General features: G+C 67.0%; 26 protein-coding genes. All 26 read left to right on the top strand.

Features of this window, described 5'->3' with window-relative positions:
• The first annotated feature begins 195 nt into the window (after positions 1-195).
• The 26 genes from RIE08_03070 to nuoH (RIE08_03195) all read left to right on the top strand — a co-directional run bounded on the left by RIE08_03070 (position 196) and on the right by nuoH (RIE08_03195) (position 25,638).
• Positions 196-798: a hypothetical protein gene (locus RIE08_03070; protein ID MEQ8716566.1), complete on the top strand. Its 603-nt coding sequence runs from the start codon at positions 196-198 to the stop codon at positions 796-798.
• Position 799: 1 nt separating this feature from the next.
• On the top strand, positions 800-1,216 hold the full coding sequence (locus tag RIE08_03075; protein ID MEQ8716567.1) for a 4Fe-4S binding protein: 417 nt from the start codon (positions 800-802) through the stop codon (positions 1,214-1,216).
• A 97-nt stretch (positions 1,217-1,313) separates the two neighbouring features.
• The gene (gene extP, locus RIE08_03080) at positions 1,314-2,090 is read left to right on the top strand and encodes a selenite/tellurite reduction operon b-type cytochrome ExtP (protein MEQ8716568.1); all 777 of its coding nucleotides are present in this window, start codon (positions 1,314-1,316) and stop codon (positions 2,088-2,090) included.
• Positions 2,091-2,109: 19 nt separating this feature from the next.
• Positions 2,110-2,922, top strand: a complete 813-nt coding sequence (locus RIE08_03085; protein ID MEQ8716569.1) for a menaquinol-cytochrome c reductase cytochrome b subunit — start codon at positions 2,110-2,112, stop codon at positions 2,920-2,922.
• Between the two features lie 50 nt (positions 2,923-2,972).
• Positions 2,973-3,836 carry a Rieske 2Fe-2S domain-containing protein gene (locus RIE08_03090; GenBank protein MEQ8716570.1) on the top strand — a complete coding sequence of 288 codons (864 nt, stop codon included), beginning with the start codon at positions 2,973-2,975 and terminating at the stop codon, positions 3,834-3,836.
• Positions 3,833-5,104 carry a cytochrome c gene (locus RIE08_03095; GenBank protein MEQ8716571.1) on the top strand — a complete coding sequence of 424 codons (1,272 nt, stop codon included), beginning with the start codon at positions 3,833-3,835 and terminating at the stop codon, positions 5,102-5,104. Before RIE08_03090 ends, RIE08_03095 begins: the two co-directional genes overlap by 4 nt.
• Positions 5,104-6,333 carry a hypothetical protein gene (locus RIE08_03100; GenBank protein ID MEQ8716572.1) on the top strand — a complete coding sequence of 410 codons (1,230 nt, stop codon included), beginning with the start codon at positions 5,104-5,106 and terminating at the stop codon, positions 6,331-6,333. The genes RIE08_03095 and RIE08_03100 overlap by 1 nt, the downstream gene beginning before the upstream one ends.
• An 11-nt stretch (positions 6,334-6,344) precedes the next feature.
• On the top strand, positions 6,345-6,803 hold the full coding sequence (gene ndhC, locus RIE08_03105; protein MEQ8716573.1) for an NADH-quinone oxidoreductase subunit A: 459 nt from the start codon (positions 6,345-6,347) through the stop codon (positions 6,801-6,803).
• Positions 6,803-7,411: an NADH-quinone oxidoreductase subunit B family protein gene (locus RIE08_03110; protein MEQ8716574.1), complete on the top strand. Its 609-nt coding sequence runs from the start codon at positions 6,803-6,805 to the stop codon at positions 7,409-7,411. The genes ndhC and RIE08_03110 overlap by 1 nt, the downstream gene beginning before the upstream one ends.
• Positions 7,408-7,980, top strand: a complete 573-nt coding sequence (locus RIE08_03115; GenBank protein MEQ8716575.1) for an NADH-quinone oxidoreductase subunit C — start codon at positions 7,408-7,410, stop codon at positions 7,978-7,980. The genes RIE08_03110 and RIE08_03115 overlap by 4 nt, the downstream gene beginning before the upstream one ends.
• A 31-nt stretch (positions 7,981-8,011) precedes the next feature.
• Positions 8,012-9,277, top strand: a complete 1,266-nt coding sequence (locus RIE08_03120; protein ID MEQ8716576.1) for an NADH-quinone oxidoreductase subunit D — start codon at positions 8,012-8,014, stop codon at positions 9,275-9,277.
• A complete protein-coding gene (locus tag RIE08_03125; protein MEQ8716577.1) occupies positions 9,277-9,888 on the top strand; it encodes an NAD(P)H-dependent oxidoreductase subunit E in 612 nt (203 codons plus the stop codon). Before RIE08_03120 ends, RIE08_03125 begins: the two co-directional genes overlap by 1 nt.
• Positions 9,885-11,222: an NADH-quinone oxidoreductase subunit NuoF gene (gene nuoF, locus RIE08_03130; GenBank protein MEQ8716578.1), complete on the top strand. Its 1,338-nt coding sequence runs from the start codon at positions 9,885-9,887 to the stop codon at positions 11,220-11,222. The genes RIE08_03125 and nuoF overlap by 4 nt, the downstream gene beginning before the upstream one ends.
• Entirely contained in the window at positions 11,219-13,741 is a 2,523-nt protein-coding gene (gene nuoG, locus RIE08_03135) for an NADH-quinone oxidoreductase subunit NuoG (GenBank protein MEQ8716579.1), read from the top strand. Before nuoF ends, nuoG begins: the two co-directional genes overlap by 4 nt.
• A complete protein-coding gene (gene nuoH, locus RIE08_03140; protein ID MEQ8716580.1) occupies positions 13,741-14,949 on the top strand; it encodes an NADH-quinone oxidoreductase subunit NuoH in 1,209 nt (402 codons plus the stop codon). Before nuoG ends, nuoH (RIE08_03140) begins: the two co-directional genes overlap by 1 nt.
• The gene (gene nuoI, locus RIE08_03145) at positions 14,949-15,572 is read left to right on the top strand and encodes an NADH-quinone oxidoreductase subunit NuoI (GenBank protein MEQ8716581.1); all 624 of its coding nucleotides are present in this window, start codon (positions 14,949-14,951) and stop codon (positions 15,570-15,572) included. The genes nuoH (RIE08_03140) and nuoI overlap by 1 nt, the downstream gene beginning before the upstream one ends.
• Positions 15,572-16,351: an NADH-quinone oxidoreductase subunit J gene (locus RIE08_03150; GenBank protein MEQ8716582.1), complete on the top strand. Its 780-nt coding sequence runs from the start codon at positions 15,572-15,574 to the stop codon at positions 16,349-16,351. Before nuoI ends, RIE08_03150 begins: the two co-directional genes overlap by 1 nt.
• Positions 16,351-16,656 (top strand): NADH-quinone oxidoreductase subunit NuoK, encoded by a 306-nt coding sequence (gene nuoK, locus RIE08_03155; GenBank protein MEQ8716583.1) that lies wholly within the window; start codon positions 16,351-16,353, stop codon positions 16,654-16,656. The genes RIE08_03150 and nuoK overlap by 1 nt, the downstream gene beginning before the upstream one ends.
• A 1-nt stretch (position 16,657) precedes the next feature.
• Positions 16,658-18,544, top strand: a complete 1,887-nt coding sequence (gene nuoL, locus RIE08_03160; protein ID MEQ8716584.1) for an NADH-quinone oxidoreductase subunit L — start codon at positions 16,658-16,660, stop codon at positions 18,542-18,544.
• The gene (locus RIE08_03165; GenBank protein ID MEQ8716585.1) at positions 18,544-20,184 is read left to right on the top strand and encodes an NADH-quinone oxidoreductase subunit M; all 1,641 of its coding nucleotides are present in this window, start codon (positions 18,544-18,546) and stop codon (positions 20,182-20,184) included. Before nuoL ends, RIE08_03165 begins: the two co-directional genes overlap by 1 nt.
• Positions 20,184-21,764: an NADH-quinone oxidoreductase subunit N gene (locus RIE08_03170; protein MEQ8716586.1), complete on the top strand. Its 1,581-nt coding sequence runs from the start codon at positions 20,184-20,186 to the stop codon at positions 21,762-21,764. The genes RIE08_03165 and RIE08_03170 overlap by 1 nt, the downstream gene beginning before the upstream one ends.
• A gap of 109 nt (positions 21,765-21,873) precedes the next feature.
• Positions 21,874-22,239 carry an NADH-quinone oxidoreductase subunit A gene (locus tag RIE08_03175; GenBank protein ID MEQ8716587.1) on the top strand — a complete coding sequence of 122 codons (366 nt, stop codon included), beginning with the start codon at positions 21,874-21,876 and terminating at the stop codon, positions 22,237-22,239.
• 13 nt (positions 22,240-22,252) lie between these two features.
• Entirely contained in the window at positions 22,253-22,753 is a 501-nt protein-coding gene (locus RIE08_03180) for an NADH-quinone oxidoreductase subunit B family protein (GenBank protein MEQ8716588.1), read from the top strand.
• A complete protein-coding gene (locus tag RIE08_03185) occupies positions 22,731-23,429 on the top strand; it encodes an NADH-quinone oxidoreductase subunit C (protein MEQ8716589.1) in 699 nt (232 codons plus the stop codon). The genes RIE08_03180 and RIE08_03185 overlap by 23 nt, the downstream gene beginning before the upstream one ends.
• Positions 23,426-24,595: an NADH-quinone oxidoreductase subunit D 1 gene (locus tag RIE08_03190; GenBank protein ID MEQ8716590.1), complete on the top strand. Its 1,170-nt coding sequence runs from the start codon at positions 23,426-23,428 to the stop codon at positions 24,593-24,595. Before RIE08_03185 ends, RIE08_03190 begins: the two co-directional genes overlap by 4 nt.
• On the top strand, positions 24,592-25,638 hold the full coding sequence (nuoH, locus tag RIE08_03195) for an NADH-quinone oxidoreductase subunit NuoH (GenBank protein MEQ8716591.1): 1,047 nt from the start codon (positions 24,592-24,594) through the stop codon (positions 25,636-25,638). Before RIE08_03190 ends, nuoH (RIE08_03195) begins: the two co-directional genes overlap by 4 nt.
• The last annotated feature ends 4 nt before the right edge of the window (positions 25,639-25,642 follow it).

The raw sequence follows: 25,642 nt of genomic DNA on the forward strand, positions 1-25,642 counted from the left end.
CCCGCCGCGAAGTGCCCGCAGACGCGTCCGGGGGAAGAATGTGTCAGCTCCGCGTCACGCGTGGTAGACCGAAGCCCGAACCGAAACGGCGAAGCGGGCCCGCCTAGACTCGTTTGTGCGTGGATTCACGATCTACGCTGGACGCACGGCCGCCAGCCGACCGAACCCGATTCCCGAGACACGACGAGGAGCGACGTGGCCACTACCCGACCGATCGACCGCGCGGTCCTGATGTTCTACGGCGCCATGGCTGCGACGACCATCGGGCTGTTCGGCATCATCGCCCTGTGGACCGGCGTGAACGGTGACGTCGACAAGCCCTACGTGAACGTCGGGCTCGGCGCATCGTGGGTCATCACCGTCATCTGCACCGTCGCCATCCTCGAGTACGCACGACGCCGTCCCGACGGGCGACCCGTCACCTGGGGGGAGGCGATGTTCGGTGCAACCTTCGCGTTCTTCGTCATGTTCTGGATCTACGGCGTGGTCCCGCACCAGTGGCTGGTCTTCGCCGACTCCGAGCTCAACTGGCGTTCGGACCGCCTGGTTGTCGGCTGGGGCCTCCCCGGTTGGTGGCCCGGCGCCGAGAACCAGGGAATCCTCGAGTGGGCGCTGCCCTTCGAGCTCACCTACCGTGTGGCCCGTGACGTCATCGCCACCGTCATCTACGGAGCCTTGCTCGTGGGACAGGTCGCGCTGCACATCGTGTGGCAGAACCGCGGCAAGGTCGCAGAGGCGGCACCGGTGCCGACCTCACGCTACGGCCGCCCGATCGTACGAGAGGGTGTGAACGCCTGACATGGCTGTCACCGACGCCAACCCCCCGATGCCCGAGTTCCGCGGCGACTACGTGCTCGCCGAGGTCGACGCGCAGTGGCTCACCTCCGCGGTGAAGCCGAAGCAGTTCATCCACATCGACCAGTCCGAGTGCATCATGTGCGAGGGCTGCGTCGACATCTGCCCGTGGAAGTGCATCCACATGGTGTCGCCGGACGCGATCGAGTCGTCCATCGGGACCGAACAACCCGGGAGCGACCCGAGCGACCACGTGATCTTCACCATCGACGAGGACGTGTGCACCCGGTGCGCGCTGTGTGTCGACCGCTGCCCGACCGGTGTGATCATCCTCGGCAAGCTCGGTGACGGTGGCGGAGCCGGTGACATCCACCAGCGGATGCCCTCGTACGGATACGGCTACGGCATGCGATTGGCGTGAACCCCCCGCGAGCGACTACCACCTCACGCGGCCCGAGTGGCCCGTGACGACCACCTGAACAGAACGACCGAGGCGAGACGAGAGAGGATCCGACAGCGTGCCGAAGCTTCCCACCGGCGCCGATGTGCGTGACAAGGCAGGCGACCTGACCGACAAGGTCCAGGCGTCGCAGGCCTGGACGTCCATCTTCCGGCCCGGCTCGATCTTCCGGAAGGGCTACACGGACAGCCCGCGGAACCGGTCGTACGTGATCATGAACAGCGTGCTCTACCACCTTCACCCCGTGAAGGTGAAGCGCCACGCCGTGAAGGTGTCCTACACCCTGTGCCTGGGCGGACTCAGCTTCTTCCTGTTCATCTTGTTGACCGTGACGGGCATCTTCTTGATGTTCTTCTACCGTCCGACCGCGGCCGCGGCCTGGGACGACATCTCGACGCTGCAGACCTCGGTGACGTTCGGTCTGCTCGTGCGGAACATGCACAGATGGGCCGCCCACCTCATGGTGTTGACGGTGTTCCTGCACATGGCCCGCGTCTTCTACCACGGCGCCTACAAGTCCCCGCGTGAGTTCAACTGGGTCATCGGCGTCATCTTGTTGACCCTCACCCTGTTGCTCTCGTTCACCGGCTATCTCCTGCCCTGGGACCAGTTGGCGCTGTGGGCGGTGACCGTCGGTACGAACATGATGGGGTTCACCCCGGTGTTCGGTGATCAGGTCAGATTCGTGCTGCTCGGTGGTGTCGAGATCGGCACGGACACTCTCCTACGGTGGTATGTGTTGCATGTGTTGATGCTGCCGTTCGTCATCGTCATCTTCATGGCGATCCACTTCTGGCGGGTGCGTAAGGACGGAGGTATCTCCGGGCCGCTGTAGGCCACGGAGAGCAAACACCATGACCGAAGTCCCCGAACACCTCCTGAAGCGGGCCGCCGAGGCCCGGGAGCGTTCCGCCGCCAAGAAAGGCGGCGGCAGCGACGGCACCCCGTCCGCGGAATCGGGCGGAGCGGAATCTGCCGGCGAAGGTGCAGCCCAGCCGGCATCGGCTGCCGGTGGTGCCGCAGCCGGGGCCGGCAGCGACAGCGCAGGGAAGATTCCCGCCCACCTGCTGGACCGCACCAAGTCGGCCAAGGACGCCCCCCCGACGGCGGTTGCCGCCGGTGGTGGTGCCGTCGCCGCAGCAGCCCCGCCTCCTCAGCCGACCGGTCCGGGTGGTCACACCCAGCGCCTGCTCACGGTCGTGAAGTCCGGGTCCATCCAGGACGTCAAGGCCGTCCCGCAGGACAGGGTCCACACCTGGCCGCACCTGCTCGTCGTGGAGTTCGTGGCGGCCCTGTTCGTGACCGGATTCATCCTCGTCTTCTCGGTGTTCGTGAACGCGCCGCTCCTGGAACTGGCCAACTTCAACGAGACGCCCAACCCCTCCAAGGCACCGTGGTACTTCCTGGGTCTTCAGGAGCTCCTCACGATGTTCCACCCGATGGTGGCCGGCGTGATGTTGCCGGGGATGGCGCTGTTCCTGTTGATCCTGGCGCCCTACATCGACAAGAACCCCCACCCCCAACCCGAGAAGCGCAAGTTCGCTGTGTCCGTCATGACCGTGCACCTGATGTTCTGGGCGGTGCTGGTCCTGATCGGCTCGTTCTTCCGGGGCCCCGGCTTCAACTTCGTGTTCCCGTGGGTCGAAGGCCTCTTCTTCGAGTTCTGATGCCGATGACGTACCTGCCCCCCTCACCCGAAACGGAGTGCTGATCGGCCATGGCCGTTCTCGCGATCGTCATCCCAATCCTGGTCGTCGCCGCGGCGATCCTGTTGTTCGCGTCGTACCGACGTCGCGACACCCGCGCTGCGACGGGTCACCTGTCGCGTGAGACGCGCTCGCGTGACACCCACGAGGTGATCGACGTCGGTGACGAGACCGACGCCCTCAGCGGCCGCGAGGTCGAGAAGGCCGCCGCTCTCGCCCGACGCGACGCCGAGAAGGACCTCGTCAGGTCCGAGGCTGCGCTCCCCGCCGAGTGGGTCGAGCCGGACCCTGAAGCGGTTGGCGTCTCGCGCCGCCAGTTCTTCAACCGCTCGATCGTCGCGTTCATGGGGCTCGGCCTCAGCGGTTTCGGTGCCGCTGTCATCGCCTTCCTGTGGCCGCCGTTCGTCACCGGTTTCGGTGCGGACTTCAACCTCGGCGAGGTCGACGACCTCAAGGCGCAGGTGCGTGACAACAACGGCTTCCTGTACCGCCCCGAGGCGCGTGCGTGGCTCACCGAGTACCCGGTGGAGGCTCTGGAGAAGGCACGGGCCACCTACTCGGCAACCGAGTTGGTGTCCATGGAGGTCGGTCTGATCGCGCTCTTCCAGAAGTGTCCGCACCTCGGTTGCCGCGTGCCCGAGTGCGTCCCGTCGCAGTTCTTCGAGTGTCCGTGCCACGGCTCGCGCTACAACCGCGTCGGTGAGAAGCGGGCCGGTCCGGCACCGCGGGGCATGGATCGGTTCGGAACGAGTGTCACGGGCGGCAACGAGCTCGTCGTTCAGACCTCGGTGATCATCCAGGGTCCCGCCATCGGCACGAACACCACGGGCCAGGAGCCAGAGGGCCCGTCCTGTCTGGGAGATTCGTCGCATTGATCACTGTCCTCGCTGCTTCGACGCAGCGCAACGTCGGCGCGGTCATCGCCGCTCTCGCCATCGGCGGGTTCCTCGTCTACTGGTTCTTCAACTGGTTGCAGGGGCGCGGCGAGACGGGCGCGGAGTTGGAGCTCGCGTCCAACCGCAAGCCGTACATGTCCGACGACGAGCTCGAGACGAAGAAGCTCGACGTCTCACTCGCCGCGGGCCTCGCCTGCCTGGCCGTCATCGGCGTCGCCCTGCCGCTCTACTGGCTCGGTGAACCGGGTCGTCACGAGGGTCGTGAGGAGCTGAACGACACCATCTCGGAGAGCCGGGGCGAAGAGCTCTACGCCGCCAACTGCGCCCAGTGTCACGGCACCGTCGACGGCGCCGGCGGGCTCGTCGATTTCGTGCTGGTGGACGACAACGGCCTCTTCGTCGAGAACGTCCAGTGGAAGGCGCCGTCGCTCAACACCCTCATGTACCGCTTCTCCAAGGACGAGGTCACCTACGTCCTCAACTTCGGTCGTCAGAACTCGCCGATGCCGGCGTGGGGTGCGCCCGGCGGCGGTCCCCTGACCAGCCAGCAGGTCGAAGAGGTCATCGACTACATCACTCTCGAGCAGATCCCGCTCGCGGAGCTGCGTGAGCGGGTCGAGGCCGGCCTCGACGACACCGCCCGGGTGCTGGTACTGCGTGAGAATCCCGATCTCGAAGGCGATGACGCTGCGATCGACGCAGCTGTCGCGGCAATGCTCGCGGAGGCAGAGGTCGACCCGACCGTCCTCGGCGAACTCCTCTTCAACAACGAGGCGGATGCCGGCGTCTACGGCTGCGCCCGTTGCCACACGGCCGGTTGGAGCTACAACGCGACCGACCTCGCCGTGGAGAACCCGCTGGTCGCACCCGAGGTGCCCGGAGGCGGCGGGTTCGGCCCGAGCCTCGTCGGTGGTGCCACCCTGCGGCAGTTCGACACCGCCGAGGAACAGGCCGGCTTCATCGAGGTCGGGGTGATCGAGGGTCAGGCCTACGGCAACTTCGGTCAGGGCGACGGAGGCGGTCAGATGCCCGCCTTCGGTCTCTGCGTCGGCGACAGGATCTCCGACGAACGCGACATCATCGTGCGCAACGACTTCTGTGAGACCGTCCTGATCGAGGGTGAAGAGGACATGACACCTGAGGAGTTCGACGCCGCTGTGGAAGCCGCGCTGGCCGAACACGGTGGTAGCGGCACCCTCACGACCGAACAGATCGCGGCCATCGTCGCTTACGAGCGGGGTCTCTGATGAGCCTGGGAAACCTGATCATCGCCGGCATCGGCTGGGAGCCCGAGATCCGCGGCATGTTGACCGTCGCGCTCGCGGCGGCGGTTCTGTGTGGTTCGGTCTGGCTGCTGTTGATGACCAACATGGGCACCCGGCTGGGGGCCATGGTCGCGCTCGCCGGCTTCTTCGGCTGGATGGCCATCATGGGTCTCGTCTGGTGGGTCTACGGCATCGGTATCGCCGAGCAGGGCGACCTGCCGAGCTGGCAGTACATCGAGGCGTTCGCAGACGAGCCTGGTGCGGAGCCCGGAGGCCTCGAGGCCGCGTTCGTCGGCAACGTCGGCGATCTCCCCGACCCGAACTGTGACAACGACCCGATCTTCCCGCCCTACAAGACCGGGTGGACCTTCACCGCACCGGCCGACGGATGCCTCCCCCGTGCCATCGGTCTCCTGTTGGAGTTCCCCGAGGGCCCGGTCAAGGACCGCATCGTCGAGGAGATCGCGACTGTCGACGAGGAGGCCATCCGCGCCACCGTCGTCAGCCGCAACGATCTGATATCCGACGACGACCCCCGCAAGCTGGACGCCGCCGGGATCGACGCGGAGGTCGCCGAACAGGTGGAACGACGCGAGGCCCGCATCGACCAGGAGACCCTGTCGGAGCTGGCGGCGGTCGGTCCCGAGGTCATCGAGTGGGCGGTCGACGAGGGTTACCTGGTGCTCGACGGTTGGAACCTTCTCGCCTCGACCGCCTCGGGTGAGGCGGTCGCCTCGGCCGAGGCCTTCATCGCCGAGGAGTCCCTCTTCGACTTCGTCACGGGGACGCTCGTGGTCGACGGTGAAGAGGTGAATGCAGCAACGTCGGACTTCATCATCGTCGACACGTTCCAGCAGGGCGGCAAGCCCAAGCGGACCGATAATTCGGTGTGGGGCCGCGTCTGGCACAAGATCGAGAACTCGGCGCGGTTCACCCACCCGACGAACTACGCCGTCGTCCAGGCGCGCGCGGTCCTGCCCAAGGCTCAGGAGCCCGGGGCGCCGCCGCCACCCGACGAGGTGGACCGCGACTCGCCCACGATCTCCATCGTGATGGAGCGGGATCTCGGTAACCGGCGCCTGCTGCCGGGCCTGGTCACCATCGGATCGCTGTTGATATTCCTCGCCCTGTCACTCAACCTGCACATCCGCGACCTCGCGTTGTGGCGAAAGCAGGAGGAGTTCGAGGCGAACAACGGCGCGACGCCCTAGGGTCCAAGGCGATGCTCGGCCAATACCTCCCGGTCCTCGCCATGATCATCCTGGCGATCCTGTTCGCCGCGCTCAGCTTCGGTGCGTCGAAGCTGTTGGCGCCGCGTCGGCCGACCTCCGCCAAGGAGGCGCCCTACGAGTGCGGCATCGTCCCGGCGCGCGAGGTCCCCGAGCGCTTCCCGGTGAAGTTCTTCCTCGTGGCCATGATCTTCATCGTCTTCGACATCGAGATCATCTTCCTGTACCCGTACGCCATGGTCTTCAGCGGGCTCGGCCTGTTCGGCCTCGTGGCGATCCTGATATTCGCCTTCGCGGTGTTCGAGTCCTTCGTGTACCTGATCTCCAACGGCGCCCTCGACTGGGGCCCCATTCGGGCTGCCCGGCCCGGTGTGAGTGCGCAGCGCACGGCTGCATCGACGGTTCGTCGCGTCGGCACCGACGGCCGCGGCGCGCAGACCGAGGCGGCCTGATGGTCAAGGTCCCGCTTCTCGGCGAGAGCCAGAACATCCTCGACGAGGGTCTCGAAGGCCTCGAGCACAACTTCCTCACCGCGAAGGTCGAGGACCTCGTCCAATGGTCGAGGGCGCGCAGCGTCTGGCCCGCCACCTTCGGCCTGGCGTGCTGTGCGATCGAGATGATGGCGGCCGGCGGGGCCCACTACGACCTCGCCCGCTACGGCATGGAGGTCTTCCGGGCGTCACCGCGTCAGGCGGACCTCATGATCGTCGCGGGACGGGTGAGTCAGAAGATGGCCCCCATCCTGCGCCAGATCTACGACCAGATGGTCGAGCCCAAGTGGGTCATCTCGATGGGTGTGTGCGCCTCGTCGGGTGGCATGTTCAACAACTACGCAATCGTCCAGGGCGTCGACCAGATCGTCCCGGTCGACGTCTACGCACCCGGCTGTCCCCCCGGACCACAGACGCTCATGCATGCGATCCTGACGCTGCACGCCCAGATCGAAAACGGTGAACTCGCTCGTCGACGCGACGAGACGGGAAGCGGTGCCGGCATCACGGTCGAGCAGCGCGACGGCCAGACGGCCACCTCGACGATCGTCCCTGTCCACGCGCGATGACCGACGACTCGAGCCCCGACGAGGCACCAGAAGGCCCTGACGCGCCTCCACCCGACGCGGTGGGCGGGTCCGCCGAAGGCGGCGAGGACCAGCCCACCCGTCACGGTGTGCCGGTGGTGGAGTCGCCGGGCCAGACGGTGCTGCACCCCGACCGCGAGTCCTACATCGGCGTGGTCGAAGCTCTGCGCGACGAGGGCTTCACGGTCTGCGTCGACGTCTGTGGGGTCGACTACCTGCACCACCCGGGCCGCGCCGACCTTCCCGCCGGCGTGATCGGCGAACGCTTCGAGGTGGTCGTGGGCCTCATCTGCCATGACCCGCCGCAGCGGGTGCGCCTGCGGGTCCAGGTACCCGCCGAGGACCCCACCATCGCGTCACTGTTCGACATCCATCCCGGTACGGAGGCGCTCGAGCGCGAGACCTACGACATGTTCGGCATCGTCTTCGATGCCCACCCCGACATGACCCGCATCCTGATGCCCGAGGACTGGGAGGGCCACCCGCTGCGCAAGGACTTCTCCGTCGGCGCCGTCCCCGTCCAGTTCAAGGGCGCCCCGCCGCCGCGTTGAGCGGCCCGACCGACGAGGAGGCGATGACCACATGGCGGTGACAGACGAGACCCCCCGTAGCCGGGTGCGTGATCGCGACGACAGTCCGGTACTGCGGTTGTCCGAAGCGGCTGCGCAGGAGTTCGTGCCATCCGACGGCCGGATGATCATGAACATGGGGCCCCAGCACCCCAGCACGCACGGCGTGCTGCGACTCATGCTCGAACTCGAGGGCGAAACGGTCCTGCGCTCGAAGCCGGTCATCGGCTACCTCCACACCGGCATGGAGAAGACCGGCGAGACGCTGAGCTACATCCAGGGTGCGACCAACGTCACGCGCATGGACTACGCCTCGCCGTTGTTCAACGAGTTGGCGTTCTCGCTCGCCACCGAGGCGCTACTCGGCATCGAGGTTCCGCCGCGCGCCGTGTGGATCCGCATGCTGTTGACCGAACTCAACCGGATGACATCGCACCTGCTGTTCCAGGCCACCAACGGCATGGATCTGGGCGCGGTGTCGATGATGATCTACGGGTGGCGCGAGCGAGAGCCGGGCCTGCAGCTTCTCGAACGGATCACCGGCCTGCGGATGAACCACAACTTCATCCGTCCCGGCGGTGTCGCTGCGGATCTCCCCGACGGGTGGGAGGACGACGTCGCCGCGTACCTCGACGCCGTCGAGCCCCGCCTCGACGAGTACGACGTGCTGCTCACCGGCCAGCCGATCTACCGCGAGCGGCTCCAGGGCGTCGGCGCCATCTCCGCGGAGGACTGCCTTGCGCTCGGTGTCACCGGTCCGATCCTGCGTTCCACCGGGTACGCCTGGGACCTGCGCCGCGACATGCCCTACCTCGCCTACCCGGAGCTGGACTTCGACGTCATCGTCGGCAGCTACGGCGACTGCTTCGACCGCTACGCGATCCGCCTCAACGAGATCCGCGAGTCCATCCACATCATCCGCCAGATCATCGAGGCGATGCCGTCAGGTGACTATCGGATCCAGGACAAGAAGGTGACGCCGCCGCCGCGGGCCCGCATCGACGAGTCGATGGAGGCCCTGATCCACCACTTCAAGATCTTCACGGAGGGGTTCAAGGTCCCCGCCGGCGAGGTCTACGTCGCGGTGGAATCGCCCCGGGGAGAGCTCGGGTGCTACATCGTGTCCGATGGCACGTCGAAGCCGTACCGCATGCACATCCGTGGACCCAGCTTCGTGAACCTGCAGACGCTGCCCCACATGATGGAGAACGCGCTGGTCGCGGACGCCGTGGCCATCATCTCGTCGGTGGATCCGATCATGGGTGAGGTGGACCGCTGATGGCGCGTCTGTCCGACGAGAACCTCGTCGTCGCGCGTGAGATCATCTCGCGCTATCCGCGGCCCAAGTCGGCGCTGATCCCCCTTCTGCACCTCGCCCAGGAACAGGACGGCTGGGTGACCGATGAGGCGATGGCCCACATCGCCGAGCTCGTCGGTGTCACCTCCGCCGAGGTCCTCGGTACCTGCTCGTTCTATGAGATGTTCAAGCGGCACCCGGTGGGTCGCTACCAGGTCAACATCTGTCACGGCATCGCCTGCCACCTGTTGGGTGCCGACGATCTCATCCACCACGCCGAGCAGTCGCTCGGGGTGCGCGAAGGCGGCACCACCCCCGACGGCGCCATCACGATGGAAGGCGTCGAGTGCATCGCAGCGTGCACCGAGGCACCGTGCCTACAGGTGAACTACCGCTACGAGTACCGGGTGACCAACGACGACTTCGACGGCCTCGTCGACGATCTCCGTGAGGGGCGTCGGCCCGAGATTCCCCCGCACGGGACACTGGCCAGGGTGCGCCAGCACATCCCGGCCGCGTCGGCAGCGGGCAACGCCGATCCCGACTCCGGCTCCGAGCCCGCATGGCTCGCCTCGCCCGGAGGTGACGAATGACCGTCACCGACGCATCACCGATCATCACGACCCGCTTCGACGTCGCCGACGGCCACACGATCGCCGGATACGAGCGCACCGGTGGCTACCAGGGCCTGCGCAGGGCTCTCACCATGGCGCCGGGTGAGGTGCACGAGGAGGTCAAGACCGCGAGCCTGCTCGGGCGCGGCGGTGCCGGCTTCCCGGCCGGCATCAAGTGGGGCTTCTGCCCCCCGGGTGTGTGGCCGCGCTACCTCGTCGTCAACGGTGACGAGTCCGAGCCCGGCACCTACAAGGACCGCCTCCTCATGGAGCGCGACCCCCACCAGCTCATCGAGGGTTGCCTGATCGCGTGTTACGCGGTCGGCCTGTCCCAGTGCTTCCTCTACATCCGCGGCGAGATGGCTGACGCCCAGGAACGGGTGGCGGCCGCGCTCAACGAGGCGTACGAGGCCGGCTACGTCGGGAAGAACATCCTCGGCTCGGATCTCTCGGTCGACATCGTCCTTCACTGGGGTGCCGGGGCCTACATCGTCGGTGAGGAGACCGCACTCATCGAGAGCCTCGAGGGCAACCGCGGTATGCCGCGGCTCAAGCCACCGTTCTTCCCCGCGGCCATCGGCGTGTACGGAAAGCCGACGATCGTCAACAACGTCGAGACCCTGTCCAACCTGCCGTGGATCGTCTCCAACGGCGGCGACGCCTTCGCGGACATCGGCGCGGAGAACTCCAAGGGGACCCGCGTCTTCGCCGTCTCGGGCCACGTGAAGAACCCCGGCGTGTTCGAGGTGGAGTTCGGCGTCACGACGTTCCGCGACATCATCTTCGACGACCGCTACGCCGGCGGCCTCCTCGAGGGCCGGTCACTCAAGGCCTTCATCCCCGGTGGCGCGTCGGCCATCTGGTTCTTCGAGGAACATCTGGACCTGCCGCTCGAGAAGACCGCAGTCGACAAGGCCGGGTCCATGCTCGGCTCGGGCGCCATCGTCGTGATGGACGACACGACGGACATGGTCAGGGCCTGCCACAACATCGTGCGCTTCTTCGCCCGGGAGTCCTGCGGCAAGTGCACGCCGTGCCGTGAGGGCACCTCGTGGCTCGAACGGATCCTCGCGCGGGTCCTCGCCGGCCAGGCCCGGCCCGCCGATCTTCGGCTCCTGCGCGACGTGTGTGACAACATCTCGCCCGGCATGGAGTGGCCCCCGAAGATGACGACCATCTGCCCGCTCGGGCCGTCGGCGGTCTCGCCGATCATCTCGGTGCTGGATCGCTTCGCGGACGAGTTCGACACCTACGTCACGCTTTCCGACCGCGTGACCATTCCGGTCACCGCGGCTGCCGGAGGCACCCCGTGACCGACGTCGCCGACGAGAAGGCCCAGAAGACGACGGTGACGATCACCGTCGACGGCAACGAGTTCGAGGCCGAGCCGGGCCGGATGCTCATCGACGCCTGCGAGGATGCCGGCGTCTACATCCCGCGCTTCTGCTACCACCCGCGGATGCGACCTGTCGGCATGTGTCGCATGTGCATCGTCGACGTCGACACCGGGCGCGGCGCCGCCCTGCAGCCCTCGTGCATGCTCAAGGTGGCCGACGGCATGGTCGTCGACACCGAGTCCGATCGCACGAAGAAGGCCCAGGACGGGGTCCTCGAGTTCCTGCTCGTCAACCACCCGTTGGACTGTCCCGTCTGCGACAAGGGCGGCGAGTGTCCGCTGCAGGACCAGACGATGTCGCACGGCCCCGGCGAGAGTCGTTTCGTCGAGGAGAAGCGCCACTTCGAGAAGCCCATCCCGATCTCGGGGCTGGTGGACCTGGACCGGGAACGCTGCATCCTGTGTGACCGTTGCACCCGCTTCGCCAAGGAGGTGGTCGGCGATCCGCTGATCCACTTCATCGACCGCGGCAACCAGACCCAGGTCAACACGTTCCCCGACGAGCCGTTCTCCAGCTACTTCAGCGGCAACACCGTCCAGATCTGCCCGGTCGGTGCCCTCACCGCGAGCAGCTACCGCTTCAAGGCCCGCCCCTGGGATCTCGACGAGGTGCCGGGCACCTTCCCCAACCCGATGGGCGACCGCGTCACCATCCAGGCGTCGCGCAACCGTGTGCTGCGCTATCTCGGCGTCGATTCCGACGCCGTCAACTGGAGCTGGCTCACCGATCGCGACCGCTTCTCGTTCACGGCCATCCACAGCGAGCAGCGCCTCACGGAGCCGCTCGTCCGCAGCGCCGAGGGCGACCTCGTGGCCGCGTCGTGGTCGACGGCGTTGACCACGGCCACCGACGCCATCCGCGCCGCTCTCGACACAGGGGGCCCGACCTCGGTCGGCGTGATCGGCGGGGCCCGCCTGAGTACCGAGGACCAGTACGCCTGGGCCCGCCTCGCCAAGGGTGTCATCGGTACCGACAACGTCGATGCCCAACTCGCCGACGGGCTCCCCGTGGACCTCGTGCTCGGCGCGCCGCGGGCCACCATCGCCGACGCCTGTGAGCCCGGGGGAACGACGCTGCTGTTGTCGGCGGACCCCAAGGAGGAACTCGGGACGCTGTTCATCAGGCTGCGCCACGCCGCCACCGAAGACCGCGCCACCCTGGTGGAGCTCACGCCGACAGCGACGGGCCTATCCGATGTCGCCGCCCATTCGCTGCGTGTGCGCCCCGGCGATCTCGCCGAGGTGGCCCGCCGCCTCGTAGGTGCCGGTGGTACCGGTGATCTCGGACCGACCGGTGACGACGCCATCGCATCGGCGCGGGCGGCACTCGGCGACGGCCCGGTCACGCTGGTCGTCGGGCGGGCATCCCTGGCGGAATCACCGGCGGTGATCGCCGACGCCGTCCGCGTCCTGCTCGACGGACTCGACGGCTCGCGGGTCCTTCCCGTCATGCGCCGTGGCAACGTGTTCGGCGCGCTGGACACGGGCCTCGTTCCCGGTCACCTACCCGGCCGGACCACTCTCGCCGCGGCCGGCGACTGGTACCGCGAAGCCTGGGGTCAGGTTCCCGCCGAGGTCGGCCTCGACACCACGGGCATGCTGCGTGCGGCCGCGGCCGGTGACCTCGACGTGCTCGTGCTCCTCGGCGCCGACCCACTCGTCGACCACCCTGACCGCGAACTCGTGCGCTCGGCCCTCGCCGGCGTCGGCACGGTCATCGCGCTCGACCTGTTCGCAACCACCACCGTGGACCGCCACGCGGACATCGTGTTCCCCACAGCCGGTTTCGCGGAGATCGACGGAACCCACACCAACCTGGAGGGGCGTCTCTCGCCTCTGGGTCGCAAGGTCACCCCACCGGGGACCGCCCGCAGCGACTGGATGATCGCAGCCGAACTCGCCCACCGCCTGGGCGGCGATCTCGGGTTGGACTCGGTGGACGCCGTGTGGGACGAGATCGAGGCGCTGTCACCGCTGCACGCCGGCGCCACCCGCTCCATCGTGGCCGAGTCCGCCGACGGTGTCGTCGTTCCGATCGCCGACGCGAACCGCGACGGCCGGCCGCCGATGGTCACCGGTCTCGCTCCTGTCGATCCCGTCGCCGCGGTGCGCGCCGACGCCTATGCGCTGCGTCTCGTCGTGGACCGTCCTCTCTACGATGCCGGCACGACTGTCTCCCACGCGCCCGCCCTGGCCGCCCTGACGGTGCCCGCCCGGGCGCGTCTGAACCCCGCCGACCGCGAGCGCCTCGGCGTGAGCGGCGATGCCGAGGTCACCGTGTCCACCGGGCGGGGATCCATCCGGATCGCGACGGTTGCAGATCACCGTGTCCCGCCGGGTTCGATCGCCATCGCGTTCAACTGTCCGGGTGCCGACGCCGGTGAACTCATCGACGTGGACGCCCCCTTCGCCGAGGCCCGGGTGCAGACGCGGTGATGGACACGCTGACCTTCGCCCTCGACCCGCTCTACATAGGCGGGGTCGGCCTCGAAGAGGTCATCATCACGATCGTCAAGGTCGTCGCCGCGTTCACGATCCTGCTCGTGGGCGTGATGTTGATGATCTGGTTCGAGCGCAAGCTGATCTCGGACATGCAGAACCGGGTCGGCCCCGATCTCGCCGGACCGTGGGGGATCCTCCAGACGCTCGCCGACGGGATCAAGCTGTTCTTCAAGGAGGACCTCGCCCCGGCCAGGGCGGAGCCTTTCGTCTACAAGCTGGCGCCGTACCTGTCGCTGATACCGGCCCTCGCTGTGTTCGTCGTCGTGCCGATCGGCGGCGATTTCGACAACGCCGGGGGCGCCGTGACGTGGTTCGGCAACACGACGTTCCTGCAGGTGGCCGACCCCCACGTCGGCATCCTCTTCGTCCTCGCCATGTCGTCGATGGCGGTCTACGGCATCATGCTCGCGGGCTGGTCGTCGGGTTCGAAGTACCCGCTGCTGGGCTCGGTGCGGGCCTCTGCGCAGATGGTCTCCTACGAAACGGCCCTCGGCCTGTCGCTCGTCACGGTCCTGTTGTTCAGCGGTTCGCTCTCCACCCATGACATCGTGGCCGAGCAGGCCGACGGGTGGAACTGGAACCTGTGGCTCACGGGCTTCATCCCGTTCTTCGTCTTCATGGTGGCCGCCACGGCGGAGTTGAACCGACCCCCCTTCGATCTCGTCGAGGCCGAGCAGGAGATCGTCGGCGGCTTCCACACCGAGTACACGTCGCTGCGGTTCGCGCTCTTCTTCCTGGCCGAGTTCATGAACGTGATCACGATGTCGGCGATCATGGTCACCCTGTTCTTCGGTGGCCCCGACGGGCCCATCCCGTTCTGGGAGAGCATCGGCTGGCTGTGGGGCGTCTTCTGGTTCTTCCTCAAGGTCGTGGCGTTCCTGTTCACCTTCATCTGGTTCCGCGCGACCCTGCCCCGGGTCCGCTATGACCAGCTCATGGACCTCGGATGGAAGTTCCTCATCCCACTGTCGCTCGGCTGGTTCCTGGTCATCGCCGCCATCCAGGTCGGTGACGACCGGGACTGGAACATCGCCGCGGTCCTCGGGATAGCGATCGGCGGGCTCCTGCTCGGCTCGCTGGTCCTGTTCGGGGCCATCCGCGAAGGTCGCTCGCGCCGCCTCGCCGGGGAGGGGATCGACTGATGGGACTCTTCGAAGGTTTCGGCATCACCTTCAACAAGATGTTCGAGGACCGGGTCACCACCAAGTACCCGACCGACAAGCGCCCCAAGCCCGAACGGCTGCATGGCCGCCACGTCCTCAACCGGTACGAGGACGGGATGGAGAAGTGCATCGGCTGCGAGTTGTGCGCCGGTGTGTGTCCCGCCCGCTGCATCTACGTGCGCGGCGCCGACAACCCACCCGACGACCCCGTGTCGCCCGGCGAGCGCTACGGCTTCGTCTACGAGATCAACTACCTGCGCTGCATCCACTGCGACCTGTGCGTGGAGGCCTGTCCCACCGAGGCCATCACCGAGACGAAGCTGTTCGAGTTCTCGTTCACCAACCGCGAAGACGCCATCTACACCCGCGACGAACTCCTCGTCGACGACGAGGGCCGTCCGAAGCATCTGCCGTGGGAGGACTGGCGGCCCGGTGAGGACGAGCACACCTCGGCGTGGATGCGGGCCACCTCACCGTCGGGATCGGCCGCCTACGAGGGCCGGGTCGCCTGGTCCGGTGAGCTCGGCTACGGCGTGCGCGCCCCCGAGCGGGGCCAGTCTGCACCGGCGGCCGACGCCGCGTCCGAGGAGGACGACGCCTGATGGAAACAGTGGTTTTCATCATCGCTGCAGTCATCGTCGTGCTCGGATCGCTCGGCGTGGTCCTCGCCAAACACACCGTGCACAACGCGCTCATGCTCGTGGCCACGCTCTTCGGTATCGCGGTCCTGTTCCTCGCCCAGGACGCGCAGTTCCTGGCGGTCGTCCAGGTGATCGTGTATGCCGGCGCCATCGTCGTGCTGTTCCTGTTCGTCATCATGTTGCTCGGCGTCGACAAGGTGGACGACCTGCGGGTCGAACCTCTCGGCGGGCAACGCCCCCTCGCCCTGGCGCTCGGGGTCGCCGTCATGGTCCTCGGCATCGTCTTCGTGGCTGTCGCCTCGGACAACGGATCGACAGGTCAGCCCGCCTCGACCGCGGCCATCGTCGACAGCGTCACCGGCCAGCCCATCGTCGACCCTCTCACGGGTGAGGACCTGCCCACCTCCGCGACCGAGTTGCGCGAGGACGATCAGGAGTTCGGCACCGAGACGGAGTCCAACATCCGCCAACTCGGTCGGGTGGTGTTCACCGACTACGTGTGGGCGTTCGAGATCACCGCGGTCCTGTTGACGATCGCAGTGGTGGCCGCCGTCGCCCTGGCGCGCCGACCCGACCCCGACGACCGCGAAGACATCGACGAGGGGTACGTGATCCCGCCGCCGGAGCGCCTGATCGACATGTCGCGCCTGTTCGGCCACCGCGGCGACGACGACCCGGCGGACGAAGATCCAGCTCTCGTGAGTGGACCCGATGACAGCGCTGACGGGGGCGAGGCCTGATGGAGGTCACGACCACCTGGTACCTGATCCTCGGCGCCGTCGTCTTCTCCATCGGCGCGGTGGGACTGCTCGTCAGGCGCAACCCGCTGGTGATGTTCATGTGCGTCGAGTTGATGCTGAATGCGGTCAACCTGACCTTCGTCGCGTTCGGGCGGGACCTGGGCGACCTGGGGGGTCAGGCATCGGTGTTCTTCGTTCTCGTGGTGGCGGCGACAGAGGTGGTCGTCGGCCTGGCGATCGTCGTCGCGATCATGCGACGGCGCCCCGGTGCGACAGCCGACGACGTGTCGCTGATGAGGGGCTGACGTGTCCGTGTCCGAACTGACAGAGCTCGTCTGGCTCGTGCCGGCCCTGCCCCTCGCCGGATTCGCCCTGCTCGTCGTGGCAGGTCGCCGTCTCGGTGAACCCGCCGCCGGTTGGATCGGCACCGCGGCGGTGGCGGGCTCGTTCGCCGCGTCGATCCTCGTGTTCATCGGGATGCTCGACCGCGGCGGCGAGGATCGGATCGTCACCCACAAGCTGTTCACGTGGATCCCCGCCGGGGACTTCTCGGTCGACATCGCGTTCCTGGTTGACCCCCTGTCGGTGACGATGATCCTGTTCGTCACCGGCGTGTCCATGCTGATCCATCTGTACTCGATCGGGTACATGCACGGCGACGCCGACTTCTCGAAGTTCTTCGTCTACCTCAACCTTTTCGTCTTCTCGATGCTGTTGCTGGTCCTCGGCGACAACATGTTGTTGACGTTCCTCGGCTGGGAGGGCGTGGGTGCGTGTTCGTACCTGCTGATCTCGTTCTGGTTCGGCGACGAGGCGAACGCCTCGGCCGGTAAGAAGGCCTTCGTCACGAACAGGGTCGGCGACTTCGGCTTCATGGTCGCCATGTTCTTCGCCTTCTTCACGTTCGGGTCGATCACCTACGGCGAGATGTTCTCCGGCGACATCTCCCAGACCACGGCCACCGCGATCGTCGTCGCGCTGATGCTCGGCGCGGCCGGCAAGTCCGCGCAGTTCCCGCTTTACCTGTGGCTGCCCGACGCCATGGCCGGCCCCACGCCGGTCTCGGCGCTCATCCACGCCGCCACGATGGTCACATCCGGCGTCTACCTGCTCGTGCGATTCAGCCCGCTCCTCGAGGCCGCCGACAGCTGGGTCCCGGCGATGATCGCCTGGATCGGTCTGGGGACCGCCGCGTTCGCGGCCACCATCGCCATCGGCCAGAACGACATCAAGAAGGTCCTGGCCTATTCGACGGTGTCGCAGTTGGGATTCATGTTCGTCGCCATCGGCACGGGTGCGTACGTCGCAGCCGTGTTCCACATGGTGACCCACGCGTTCTTCAAGGCGCTGATGTTCCTCGGGTCCGGTTCGGTCATCCACGGCATGGACGACGAGCAGGACATGCGACGCTACGGCGGTCTCGCCAAGGTGATGCCGGTCACCGCGGTCACGTTCATCGTCGGCTGGCTCGCGATCGCGGGTGTCCCGCCGTTCTCGGGTTTCTGGTCGAAGGACGAGATCCTTGTCTTCGCCTACAACGACAACAAGGTCCTCTACGTGCTTCTCCTGGCCACGGCGATTCTCACCGCCTTCTACATGAGCCGCCTCGTGTTCATGACCTTCTTCGGTGAGCGCCGCTGGGCCGACGACGCCCATCCCCACGAGTCGCCGTGGCAGATGACCCTGCCCCTCGCCGTCCTCGCCATCGCCGCTCTCGGCGCCGGTGCGCTGAACCTGCCGTTCACCAAGGACGTGCACTTCCTCGAGCACTGGCTCGAACCGTCGCTGTTCGGCAACGAGGCCGAGCTGGCCTTCAAGGGCGGCACGAAGTGGGTCCTCGCCGGCGTCGCGATCGTGGGCTCCACTCTCGGCATCATCGCCGGCGTGGTCGTCTACCTCCAGAAGCGGATCGCCGCGGCCAGGGTGGAACCGCCCGTCTTCGCCCGGGGCTGGTACTACGACGAGACGGTGAGCGCCGCGATGGGCGGACCGGGCCGCGCCGCCTTCCAGGCCACCGCGGATGCCGACACCAGCGTCGTGGACGGCATCGTGAACGGTGTGGCCAAGCTCGTGCGGGTCGGCGGCGGTTGGACCCGTCGCCTCCAGACCGGACTCGTGCGGTCCTACGCCCTCGGCATCACCTTCGGTGTCGTGGTCCTCCTCGGCTGGTTCCTCGCCAGGACGTCGTTCTGATGAACACACTCACCCTCGCGGACGCCGGAGCGAGCTGGCCCGTCCTTCCGACGCTCGTCGTCCTCCCCGTCATCGGCGCGCTCCTGATCGCCGTCATCCCGCGTTCGCGCACCGAGCTGGTGAAGCCCATCGCCGTGACGTTCTCCGTGGCGGTAGCCGCTGTCGCGGGCTGGATGCTCGCCGCGTTCGAGTACGACGCGGACGAGGTCGGCGACGAGGTGGCGTCGGGCTTCCAGTTCGTCTCCACCCACAGCTGGATCGAGCCGCTCGGGATCACCTGGAACGTCGGTGTGGACGGCATCTCGCTGTTCCTCATCGTCATGACCGTCGTGTTGTTCCCGATCGCCATGCTCGCGGTCTCGCCCGGGCACGACGACAAGCCCTACTTCGCGTGGCTGCTCGTCCTCGAGGCCGGTGCCATCGGCGTGTTCATCGCGCTCGATCTGTTCCTGTTCTTCTCGTTCTTCGAGATCGTGCTCGTGCCGATGTACTTCCTCATCGCCCAGTGGGGTCACGGCAACGCCCGGTACGCGGCGATGAAGTTCTTCCTCTACACGATGTTCGGTTCCGCGCTGATGCTCGTGGGGATCGTGTCGCTCGCGTTCCTGCACCGCGCCGAGGTCGGCGGCGACCTCACGTTCAGCCTCGTGGAGATCGCCGAGGCCCAGTCCATCGCGACGACGACGGGCCGTTGGATCTTCCTCGCCTTCGCGCTCGCGTTCGCCGTGAAGGTGCCGCTGTTCCCGGTGCACACGTGGCTTCCTGACGCACACACCGAGGCGCCCACGGCCGGCTCGGTCATCCTCGCCGGTGTCATGTTGAAGCTGGGCACCTACGGATTCCTGCGTTTCGGCGTGTACCTGTTCCCCGAGGCGGCCGAGTTCTTCGCTCCGGCGATGTTGACGCTCGGCGTCGTCGGCATCCTCTACGGCGCCATCGTGGCCACGATGCAGCGGGACCTGAAACGTCTCGTCGCGTACTCGTCGGTCGCCCACCTCGGATTCATCGTGCTCGGTACGTTCGCACTCAACACCGAGGGCATGACGGGCAGCCTTCTGCAGATGGTGAACCACGGTCTCTCGACCGGCGCGTTGTTCCTGCTCGTGGGTTGGCTCTACGAGCGCCGCCACACCCGACAGATCTCCGAGCTCAGCGGGCTCCAGAAGGCGGCGCCGATCATGGCGGCGGTCTTCACCGTCGTGATGTTCTCCTCGATCGGCCTTCCCGGCCTCAACGGTTTCGTCGGGGAGTTCCTCATCCTCCTCGGAACCTTCACGGCCGCCCGTTGGTGGGCCGTGGTCGCCACCGCCGGGGTCATCCTCGCCGCGCTCTACATGCTGTGGGCCTACCAGCGCGTCTTCCATGGGACGCCCAGCGGCGACAACGAGGACATGGCCGACCTGAACTGGCGTGAAGGTCTCGTCATCGCCCCGCTTCTCGTGCTGATCGTGTTCATGGGCGTCTACCCCCGCCCGGTCATCGAGCGGATGGAACCTGCGGTGGACCGCCTCGTCGCCCATGTCGAGACCCATGTCGAGGACTTCGACGAGCCGGTCAACCAGGGCCGCGCCGGCGGCGGTTTCGACGAGATCGAACACGGCCACCAAGAGGGCGAAGCAGCCGAAGGGGACGGTGAGTGATGAGCTCCCTCTTCGCCGCCGCCGTCTCCCCGCTCCTCGGGGCGCTGACCCACCTGGCCCAGGTGAACCCGATCGATCCCGGATCGATCGACACGCCGTCGGTCGACTGGACCGCGATCATCCCGCACCTGGTGCTGATGGGTGGTGGCGTCGTCGCGCTGACCCTGTCGTCGATCGCCGGGCGCTGGCTGCCCGACTGGTTCTGGTCGGCGTGGACCGCGGCAGTGGGAACCGGCGCCCTCGGCGGTTCGATCTGGCAGTGGTTCCGGGTGCAGGACGAGCCGTCGGGTGGCTTCTCCACGCTGGGCGGTGCCGTCGGGGTCGACGGCTTCTCCGTCTACCTGACCGGTCTCATCTCGGCCACCGTCGTGCTGACCGCGATCCTGGCCTACGACTACACGAAGCGCCGCGGCGTCGCCCAACTCGAGCTGTACGTCCTGTTGCTCTTGTCGGCGTCGGGTGGCGTCGTGATGGCCGGCGCCAACGACCTCATCGTCATGTTCCTCGGCCTCGAGGTCCTCTCGATCGCCGTCTACGTGCTCGCCGCGCTGGACCTGCGCCGTTTCCGTTCCCAGGAGGCGGGCATGAAGTACTTCGTGCTCGGGGCCTTCTCGTCGGCCTTCTTCCTCTACGGAATCGCTCTCATCTACGGCGCCGCCGGATCGACCAACCTCTTGGACATCGACCGGTTCCTGTCGACCAACCAGCTCCTCGACGACGGCCTGCTGCTCGGTGGCTTCGCACTGCTGCTCGTCGGTCTGCTGTTCAAGGTGGGGGCCGTGCCGTTCCACGCCTGGACGCCCGATGTCTACCAGGGCGCCCCCTCGCCGATCGTCGCCTACATGGCCTCCGGCGTGAAGGTCGCCGGCTTCGCCGCCATGTTGCGGATCTTCTGGCTCACCTTCGGGGACTACCGCACCGACTGGCAGCCGATCATCTACGCGATCGCCGCGATAACCCTGCTCGTCGGCTCGATCGTCGCCGTCGTGCAGACCGACGTGAAGCGCATGCTCGCCTACTCGTCGATCAGCCACGCCGGCTACATCCTGGTGGGCGTGCAGGCGGCCACCGCCGACGGCACGTCAGCCGCGTTGTTCTACCTCGGTGCCTACTCCTTCATGGTGATCGGCAGCTTCGCCGTCGTGACCGTCATGGGATCCGACGGCGAGTCCGCCCAGTCGCTGGGGGACTACTCCGGACTCGCCCGGCGTCGACCCGTCCTCGCTCTCACGTTCACCCTGTTCCTGTTCGCGCAGGCCGGCGTCCCCTTCACGTCGGGCTTCTTCGCGAAGTTCTACGTCATCAGCGCCGCCGTCGACGCCCGGTCCTACTGGCTCGCGGCGATTGCGATGATGGCCGCTGTCATCGCAGCGGTCCTGTACCTGCGCATCGTCCTCGCCATGTACATCGGGACCGGCGACGACACCGCCGACGCTCCCACCGGTGCGGTGCGCATCGCCCCCGGGGCGGCCTTCGTGCTGTTCGTCGCCGCGGCGATGACCGTCACCTTCGGCATCATCCCGTTCCCCATCGTCGATCTGGCCAGGGACGCGGTCCCCGTCCTCGTCGCAGCAGGTTGACCCGCTCAGCCGCGGGCCACGTGCCCACCGCCGGGCCGGTCGCGCCCCCACCGCAAGCCACCGAGCTTGCTTTGGTCACCTTCGCGACGGCTGGGTAGGCTCACCTGCCGTGTCGGAGTTCCTTCGCTCTTATCTCACCGTCGGCCTCTTCGCGGCCCTCGCCATCGGCATGGTCGCGGCCATGCTCGGCGCGGGCGCGCTCCTGCGTCCCGATCGGCCCCAGAGGCAGAAGTACATCAACTACGAGAGCGGCGTGGATCCCGTCGGCCAGGCGTGGGCCCAGAGCAACGTCCGCTACTACGTGTTCGCACTGCTCTTCGTCATGTTCGATGTCGAGGCCGTGTTCATCTTCCCGTGGGCGACCCGCCTCGAGGCCTACGGTCTCTTCGGGCTGGTCGAGATGGCCATCTTCATCTTCATCCTCGCCCTGGGGCTCTTCTACGCATGGCGCAAGGGAGTCCTCCGATGGGTCTGAACGGAGCCCGCTGATGGGACTCGTCGAGAGCGGCAAGATCCCCAAGCCCCTGACCACCCTGCTCAACATGAGCAGGAAGTACTCGCTGTGGGTCTACCAGTGGGGGCTCGCGTGCTGTGCCATCGAGATGGGCGCCGCGTTCGGCTCACCGCGCTACGACGTGATGCGCCTCGGCGTCATTCCGTTCCCCGCCAGCCCCCGCCAGGCGGACCTCGTGGTCATCTCCGGGACGGTGACCGACAAGATGGCACCGGCGATCGTGCGTCTCTACGAGCAGATGCCGGACCCCAAGTACGTGATCTCCATGGGTAGCTGCGCCAACTGTGGCGGCCCCTACTGGGACTCCTACTCGGTGACCAAGGGCGTGGATCAGCTGATTCCGGTCGACGTCTACGTGCCCGGGTGCCCGCCGAGACCCGAAGCGCTGCTCGAGGGCATCGTCCTGCTCCAGGAGCGCATCCAGAACGAAGACATGGCGCAACGTTGGAAGGGTGACCCCATTGTCGTCCAGTGACGTGGTCGACGACCCCCAGACCGACGGTGGCTCCGACGACGAGGCGGCCGTCGAGCCCGATCCGCGTCGCGACGCGCTGCTCGCCATCCTCACCGAGGGTCTCGGCGACGACCTCGTCGAGTCCCACCTCGTCGGTGGCGTCGACCTGTGGGTCCGCGTCCGCCGCGAGGCGTGGCGCCGCGCGGCCGACGTCGCCTCGACCGAGGCCGGTTGCCGCTGGTTCGACTGGCTCGGGGCGATCGACTGGCTGCCGTCGCCGTTCGGGCGCGACATGGAGTCCGAACAGGACTGGGCCGTTCACGGCCGCGAAGAGAAGGAACCCGTGGAGATGGTCACGGGCTTCGCCGGTGGCGACACCCGTTTCCAGGTGCTCATGCGGCTGTTCTCGATCACGAGCAATGTCGGCGTGACGATCAAGACCGACCTTCCCGACGACGACGTCTCGGTCGAGACGCTCATCCCGGTCTTCGCCGGCGCCAACTGGCATGAGCGTGAGACCCATGAGATGTACGGCATCGACTTCGTCGGCCACCCCGATCTGCGCAACCTCTACCTGCCGGGCGCTTTCGAGGGTTACCCGATGCGCAAGGACTTCCCTCTTCTGGCCCGGCGCGTGAAGCCGTGGCCCGGCATCGTCGACGTCGAGGCCATGCCCGGCGAGGGGGACGACGCGTGACCGCCACCGAATCCCAGAAGCTCGCCTACATCGCCGGCCAGGCCGCGGACGCCCGACTCAACGTCGAGCTCGAAACCGACGGCATGACGCTCAACATCGGTCCGCAGCACCCCGCCACCCACGGCACCCTGCGGATCGTCGCCCGTCTCGACGGCGAGCAGGTCATCGAGGCCGAGCCGATCATGGGTTACATGCACCGGGGCTACGAGAAGCTCACCGAGGTGCGGACCTACCCGCAGGTCACGACGCTCATCAACCGCATCGACTGGCTCGGTAGCTTCGCGAACGAGGTGCCGTTCATCCTCGCCGCGGAGCAGCTCATGGAGGTCGAGGCACCGCCGCGGGCCCAGTGGATCCGCACGGCGCTCTTCGAGCTCTCCCGCATCGCCAACATCGCACTGTTCCTCGGCGACATGGGTGTCCAGCTCGGCGCCATCACCCCCGTCTTCTTCGCCTTCCGTGACCGCGAGTTCGTCCTCAACCAGATCGAGGCCGTCACGGGTGGCCGTTTCCACCCCAACTTCGACCGCATCGGCGGCCTCAAGGACGATCTGCCCAAGGGTTGGATCGCCGAGACCAAGGCCGTGATGGAGAAGATGCGGACCTTCTGCGACGAGCTCGAGGACCTCGTGCTCGGCAACGAGATCTTCCAGTCCCGTTGCCGGGGGATCGGCGTCATACCGCCCGAGGTCGGGCTCGAGTACGGCCTGTCGGGCGCCAACATCCGTGCGTCGGGCGTGGACTGGGACATCCGCCGCGACGTCGAGTCCCCGCTCGTCTACGACCAGCTGGACTGGAAGGTGTGGACGCACCCAGACGGGGACTCCTTCGCCCGCTACTGGGTGCGGTTGCAGGAGACGCGCGAGGCAACCCACCTGGTGGACCAGATCCTCGACGGCATCCCGTCGGGTCCGGTCATGGCCAAGGTCCCCCGCATCATCAAGGTCCCGGCCGGGGAGGCCTACGTCGAGACCGAGAACCCGCTCGGCGCGATGGGGTACTACGTCGTCTCCCAGGGGGACCTGATCCCGTTCCGGGTCAAGATCCGTTCGGCGAGCTTCTCGAACCTGTCCATCGCGCCGTGGCTTCTCAAGGGCGTCTACGTTCCCGACATCGTCACGATCCTCGCCAGCCTCTACTTCATCCTGGGTGACATCGACCGATGACGCCCACGTTGACGGTCCTCGCCGACATCGAGCTCGCCTACTGGCAACAGACAGTCATCAAGGTCGGGATCGTCGCGGCCGTCATCCCGACGGCCGCCCTCATCCTGGGCTACGTCTTCCTGTTGAAGATGATGAGCTTCATGCAGAGCCGCCTCGGACCGATGGAGGCCGGCCCGCACGGCACCCTCCAGCTCCTCGCGGACGGCCTCAAGTTCATCCAGAAGGAGGACATCTTCCCCGAGCGGGCCGACCGGTACGTGTTCGCCATGGCGCCGGTCGTCGTGTTGATGTCGACCTTCCTGCTCTACGTCGTGATCCCGGCCGGCCCCGATGCCGTCGTCTCCAACCTCGACGTGGGCGTCTTCTACGCGCTGGCCGTCTCGTCGCTGTCGGTCATCGGCATCCTGATGGCCGGATGGGCATCTGCGAACAAGTACGCGCTCCTCGGTGGTCTGCGGGCCGCCGGTCAGCTCATCGCATACGAACTGCCCCTCGTCCTCGCCGTCGTGGGTGTTGTCATCCAGGCCGGAACGCTCAACCTCCAGAACATCGTCGCCGCCCAGGCCACCGGCGAGATCTTCGGCTGGGGTGCGATCGGCAACCCGTACATCTTCACCCAGTTCGTCGGGTTCGCGATCTTCCTCGTCGCCGTCCAGGCCGAGTTGACCCAGCCGCCGTTCGACATGCCGGTGGCCGAGTCCGAGATCGTCGGCGGGTACCAGGTCGAGTACACCGGCTTCCGGTTCCTGTTCTTCTTCATGGGCGAGTTCGGCACGGCCTTCGCCTTCGCCGGGCTGTCGTCGATCCTGTTCCTCGGGGGCTGGTACATCCCGGGCTTCGACGTGGACTCGAACTGGCTGAACCTGTTCGGGCCGCTGGTGCTGTTCGCGAAGATCATGGCCGTGTCGTTCCTCATCTTCTGGTTCCGGTTCACCTTCCCCCGGTTCCGCGAAGATCAGCTTCAGCGGCTCGCCTGGAAGTTCCTGATCCCGCTCGCCCTGGCGAACATCGTGGTCACGGGCGTACTCAAGGTCGCGCTGTGAGGAG

It is taken from the genome of Acidimicrobiales bacterium (assembly GCA_040219085.1).
Classification (GTDB): Bacteria; Actinomycetota; Acidimicrobiia; order Acidimicrobiales; family JAVJTC01; genus JAVJTC01.